1 protein-coding gene is annotated in these 4,589 nt (G+C 71.0%); it reads right to left on the bottom strand.

The window, feature by feature from the left end:
• Positions 1–4,589: amino acid adenylation domain-containing protein (locus tag AB0P17_RS43095; protein WP_365820573.1), on the bottom strand; the 4,589-nt coding region annotated here is incomplete at both ends.

Here is a 4,589-nt window from a genome sequence, read left to right as displayed (position 1 = left end):
CCCGCACACAACACCCGCGCCAACCCCTCCGCCCGCACATCCAACTCCCCATACGACAACGACACACCACCACACTCCACCGCCACCGCACCCGGGCTGCTTGCCACGTGGTGGCCGAAGCTGTCCACGATCGAGAGGTCTGTGGTGGCGCCCGCGCCGACGCTCCAGTCCAGGAGCAGCCGTTCCCGTTCGTCGTCCGGCAGCAGCGGCAGTGACCCGACACGGGCGCCGGGGTCGGCGCTGAGGGCTTGGAGCAGGTGCTCGACCTGGGCCGCGAGGCGGCGTACCGTCTCTCCGTCGAAGCGGGCGGGGTCGTACCCGAGGTCGAAGCGCAGCCGGTCGCCCGCGTAGGCCGTCATGGCCAGGGGATAGTTGGTGGTCTCGTTGACCTCGATGTCACGGAGCGAGAGGCCGAAGCGTTCCGCGCCGTCCGTGTCGATCGGGTAGTTCTCGAAGACGAGCAGACTGTCGAAGAGCGCGGCGCCGGGCGGGAGTTCGGTGTCCAGATCGCTGAGTGCGATGTCCTCGTACCGACGGGCCTCGACCTGGGCGGCCTGGAGGTCGCGGAGCCAGTCCGACACGGTCAGGCAGGGGTCGACCCGTACACGGACCGGTTGCGTGTTGATGAAGAGGCCGAGGATGTCCTCGGCGCCCGGCAGATCCGCCGGGCGGCCGGAGACCGTCGTACCGAACACCACGTCCGACGATCCCGCGTACTGCGCGAGTACCAGCGCCCACGCCCCCTGGACCAGTGCGTTCACCGTGAGGCCGTTCTGCCGGGCGAAGCCGGTGACCCGTGTCGACAGCGTCTCGGACGCTTCGAGCGAGACCCGTGCCGTCGACCGGCCGTGGCTCGCCCTGCCCTGCGGCGCGTGGTCGTACGGCAGGGCCGTCGGCTCCGTGAAGCCGGTCAGTCGCTCCTTCCAGTAGGCCCGGCCGGCCGATGCGTCGCGTGCGACGAGCCACTCCAGATAGTCCCGGAAGGGCGCCCGGTCCCCCCTGTCCACCGAGTGCGCCCGGTCGCCCGGCTCGCCGGTGTCCCCACCACTCCGTCCGTCAGAGCCGGTGAGGGCCACGTACGCGGTGATCAGGTCGGAGAGAAGCGCGGCCGTGCTCCAGCCGTCCAGCAGGAGATGGTGGAAGGTCCACACCACCCTGACGGCGTCGGGCGAGAGCCGGATCAGTGTGAGCCGCATCAGCGGCGCGACCTCCAGGTCGATACCGCGCGCCCGGTCCTCCTCCAACAGCAGGCGCAGCGCGGCCTCGCGCTCGGCGGCGGCCAGGTCCGACCAGTCCAGCGTCCGCACGGGCAGCGTGACCCGGCGGTGTACCAACTGTACGGGCCGGCCGATTCCCCGCCAGGCGAGGGAGACGCGCAAGGCGTCCGCACTCTCCACCGTCCCCTGCCAGGCCATGCGGAGGGCGTCGATGTCGTACGCGCCGTGAAGTGCGAAGGAGAACTGTTCGAGGTAGGAGGGTGAGTCGGGTTCGGCCAAGGCGTGGAAGACCATGCCGGCCTGGAGCGCCGTCAGCGGGTAGATGTCCTCCACGGCCTCGATGTCCTCGCCGGCATCGACGGCCTCGCCGTGGAGAAGGTGGTCCACCTCGTGCTGGGAAAGCGTGACGAGCGGGAAATCGGAGGGGGTACGGCCGCCGGCTCCGGGCTCGGTGCAGTGGCGCAGGAAGGCGTCCAGTTCGCCGGCCATGCCGGCGGCCAGGCGTTCGATGGTGCTCCGATGGTGCCGGGCGCCGGAGTACGACCAGGTCAGGATGAGCCGTCCGTCCCGTACCTCCCCGATCACGTCCACCTCGTGCGGTCGGGCCTCGGCGGGGCTGAACTCACCGCCCGGGTTCATCCTCATCGACCGGTAGAGGTCCTGGTTGCTCGTCAGGCCGTCGAGCCGGCCGAGATAGTTGAAGCTGATCTGCGGGTCTGCTCCACCAGTGCCCCCATCGGTGTCCTTCGAAGCCGAGGCCGAGGCGGGGATCGAGGTCGAGGCTGAGTCGGAGGCGGAGCCCTCCGCAAGGTGGCGCAGTGCGCCGTAGCCGATGCCGCGCGCCGGGACCGCACGCAGCTGCTCCTTCACCGCCTTGACGGCCGCGCCCCAGTCGTCATCCTCGGGGAGGGCGAGAGCGATCGGGTACATCGTGGTGAACCAGCCGACGGTGCGGGTCAGATCGATGTCGTCGAAGATGTCCTCGCGGCCGTGCCCCTCCAGATCCACGGCGATCCGGTCGTGGCCGGTCCAGGTACGCAGCGTCCGGGCGAGCGCCGTCAGCAGGACGTCGTTCACCTGCGTGCGGTACACCGGCGGGATCGCGTGGAGCAGCGCTCGCGTCTGCTCGCGGTCGAGCGCCACGCAGACCGTCTCCTGAGCCGCCACGGTGCTGTCCCCGTCCGGGACGTCGAGGGGTACGGCCCCGTTGTGCGCGTGCTCGGCAACCGACCGCCAGTGGTCGCGCTCGGCCTCGAAGCCACCGCGCTCGGTGTGCTCGGTGAGGCGCTTCGCCCACTGCCGTACGGAGGTGGTCTTCACCCCGAGGTCGACGGGGCGGCCCGCGCAGACCTGGGCATGGGCAGTGGCCAGGTCCTCCAGCAGAATGCGCCAGGACACCCCGTCCATCATCAGGTGGTGCACGGCGACGAGGACGCGGGCCACGTGGACGGCACCGCCGGCCGGGACGCCGACGAGCACCCGCACCAGCGGGCCACGCGCCAGGTCGAACCCGGCCTGCGCCCGCCCGGTCAGCTCCCGCCAGACGGCAGCGGCATCGGCATCGACGTGGGCACCGGCGTCCCCCTGTTCTCCGGGCAGCTCGTGCACCGTAAACACTTCGTCGAGATCGAGCTGCTGCTGGATCCGTCCGGTCCACTCTCCGTGCTCGGTCCGTACGAAGACGGTCCGCAACGCGTCGTGGTGGGCCAGTACGGCGGCCAGCGCATGCCGAAGGGTGTCCGGCGTCGTGCCGGGGGCGGGGGTGAACTCCATCGCCATGTTGAAGTGCTCGGGCGCCACCGGGTGGTGGGCGAAGAACCACTCCCGGATGGGGGTCGTGCCGACCTCGCCCGACACCGTGCCCTGCTCCGCCAGCACAGCGGGGCCCGTCCCGATCACGCTCACCGCGGCGGCGAGGGCGGAGACGGTCTGACGGGCGAAGATGTCACGGGAGGAGAGCTCGAAGCCGGCCTGCCGGGCCCGGGAGACGACCTGGATGCTCAGGATCGAATCACCGCCCAGGGAGAAGAAGTTGTCGTCCACGCCGACCCGCTCAAGTCCGAGCACTTCGGCCCAGATCTCGCAGAGCGCCAGCTCCGTGTCCGTACGAGGAGCCGTGTACCCGGCGGCCGACCCGGATTCCGGGGCGGGCAGGGCTGCGCGGTCGACCTTGCCACTGGCGTTCACCGGCAGCGTGTCCAGCACCACGAACGCCGACGGCACCATGTACACCGGCAACTCACCCGCGACGAACTCCCGCAGTCCTCCCACATCCACGCCGTCAGCGCCCTCCACGCCGTCGGCTCCCTGTGGGCCGGCCGGCACCACATACGCGACGAGCTGCTTCACGCCCGGACGGTCCTCACGCACCACCACCGACACCTGGCCGACCGCACCATGGCGCCCCACCACGGCCTCGACCTCACCCAGCTCGATCCGCAGACCACGCACCTTCACCTGGTCGTCGACCCGCCCCACGAACTCCAACTGGCCGTCCTCACGCCACCGCACCAGGTCGCCCGTCCGGTACACCCGCCCGCCCGAACCGAACGGATCCGCCACGAAGCGACCGGCCGTCAGCCCCGCACGACCGTGATAGCCCCGTGCCAGCCCCACGCCCGCCACATACAGCTCACCCACCACTCCGACCGGCACCCGACGCAGCCAGCCGTCCAGCACCGCCACCCGTGCGCCGCCCACCGGAACACCGATCGGCGGCACACCCCCGTCGCCCGACAACACCCCACTGAACGAAGCGGCGATCGTCACCTCCGTCGGACCGTACGCGTTGAACATCCGGCGCCCCGGCGACCACCGCTCGACCAGCCCCGCACCCAGCGCCTCTCCGCCCGACACCAGCACCCGGAGCCCCGGCAGGTCACCCGCCGGAACGCTTCCCAACACCGTCGGCGGCACCAGCGCGTGCGTCACCCGCTCCCCCGCCAACACGTCGAACAGCTCCCGCCCCACCAACGCCCGGCCGCCCTCGGGGACCACCAGTGTCCCTCCGCCGCCGAACGCCATCAGCAGCTCCATCATCGACGCGTCGAAACCGGCCGACGCCAGCTGCAGCACCCGCGACCCGCCATCCAGCCCGAAGCGTTCCACCACCGCGGCGACAAACCCCGCCACGCCCAGGTGGGACACCACCACGCCCTTCGGCACCCCCGTCGAACCCGACGTATAGATCACATACGCCGCGGACGACAGCGGCACGGACACCCGGGGCGCCACCACACCCGAATCGCCTTCAGGAACACCCTCGGGGCTCAACCCCGCCAGCCATTCCTCCGTCACCACCAGCGTCACCCCGCTGTCCGCCCGCACGAACTCCGCCCGCTCCACCGGCCACTCCGGATCCAGCGGCACATA

Origin of the sequence: Streptomyces sp. NPDC088124 (assembly GCF_040685895.1) — a bacterium.
Taxonomy (GTDB): Bacteria; Actinomycetota; Actinomycetes; order Streptomycetales; family Streptomycetaceae; genus Streptomyces.
This window is presented reverse-complemented; position numbering and strand designations above follow the sequence as displayed.